Origin of the sequence: Streptomyces apricus (assembly GCF_008369065.1) — a bacterium.
Lineage (GTDB): Bacteria > Actinomycetota > Actinomycetes > Streptomycetales > Streptomycetaceae > Streptomyces > Streptomyces apricus.
The window spans coordinates 1-1495 of record NZ_VDFC01000199.1 but is presented as its reverse complement, the minus strand read 5'-3'; the positions used below and the strand labels follow the sequence as shown (position 1 = coordinate 1495).

Genomic DNA, 1495 nt, shown 5'->3' with positions numbered 1-1495 from the left:
GGGTGTTTGGGGCGCGGATGGTCCGGGTGCGAGGGGAGTGGGGCTGTGACGGGGATCGCCGGGATGTCGGTGGTGGGGGCGGCGACGGTCTGCGCCGGGGCGGCCGCCTGGCTGATGGCCGGGTCCCGGCGTCCGGGAGCGGGCCGGGTGCAGGCGGTCTGCGCGGGTGTCGGTGGCGGTGACGGCGGCGGTGGTGGCACCGGGAACGGTGCGGCGGGGGCCCGGCCGTCGTCGTTCGAGCACGCCGTACGGCTGGGGGAACGGCTCCGACGGCTGCACGGCGCGCGGGGCGAGTGGTKGGCGCTGGTCGCCGGATTGGCGGTCGGCCTGCTCGGGGCGTCCGTGGTGCCGGTCGTCCTGGGGGCGCTCGGGGTCCCCTTGGTGCGGCGGGCCCGACGGGCCGGAGCGGAGCGGCGGGCGCACGACCGGCGGGCCTCCGCGGTGATCGCGCTGTGCGGCACCCTCGCGGGGGAGGTGCGGGCCGGCCGGCAGCCGGGCGAGGCGCTGCTCGCCGCCGCCAGGGACTCGGGAGGGCTCGGGGACGCGCAGGCGGCGGTGCTGGCGGCGGCCCGGTTCGGCGGGGACGTGCCCGACGCCCTGGCCGGAGCGGCGCGGCGGCCGGGCGCCGAAGGACTGCTGGGGCTCGCCGCGTGCTGGCGCGTCGCAGTGGACCGGGGCGCGGGGCTCGCGGCCGGGCTCGACCGGCTGGAAGGCGCCCTGCGTGCCGAGCGCGATCAACGTGCGGACCTGCGCGCCCAGTTGGCGGGAGCCCGGTCGACGGCGGTGCTGCTCGCGGGGCTGCCGGTGCTCGGCCTGCTCCTGGGGACCGCGCTCGGCGCCGACCCGCTGCAGGTCGTGCTGCACACCGGGGCGGGCTTCGGTTGCCTGCTGGTCGGCGGGGCGCTGGAGGGCGCCGGCCTGTGGTGGGCGCTGCGGATCGTACGGGGAGCGGAGGCGGCATGAGCGCGGAGGTCGTCCACAGGCTGGGAGTGGCGCTGTGCGTGGCGGCGGGGGTGTGGGTGCTGGCCGGGACCCTGGGCGCGACGCGACGGAGGAGGAGGGTGCGCGGGCGGTTGGATGCGCTGCTGACATCCGGGGGCGAGGAGCGCGGACCGGCGACACAGGGGGCGGCTCGCGAGATGGCTTCTCGTGAGCGGGGCTCTCCCGAGCGGGCCTTTCCCGAGTCTGCCTTCCCCGGGCGGGCCTCTCCTGGGCCGGTCTCCCCCGAGTGGCGCTCGCGGACGCGTGCCGCCGTGCGGCGATGGTTGCCGGTGATCGGTGCTCTGAGCGCCTGCTGGGTGTTCGTCGGGGGCGCGACCGGAGCCGCGGTGGGACTGGCGGCGGCGTTCGGGACGTGGCGGTGGCAGCGCAGACCGGTACCGGTGGAGGAGTTCGACGCGGTGCGGGCCGCACGGCAACTGCCCCTCGCCGCCGACCTGCTGGCCGCCTGCATCGCGGCGGGCGCGAGTCCGGTCCTGGCCGCCCGGGCGGTGGG

1 protein-coding gene and 1 pseudogene are annotated in these 1495 nt (G+C 78.8%); both read left to right on the top strand.

What is annotated here, in order from left to right; genetic code table 11:
* Positions 1-63 precede the first annotated feature (63 nt).
* Positions 64-963: a type II secretion system F family protein gene (locus FGF04_RS39165; protein WP_235882750.1), complete on the top strand. Its 900-nt coding sequence runs from the start codon at positions 64-66 to the stop codon at positions 961-963.
* Positions 964-1271: 308 nt separating this feature from the next.
* Positions 1272-1495, top strand: a pseudogene (locus FGF04_RS41935) (type II secretion system F family protein); the annotation flags it as partial.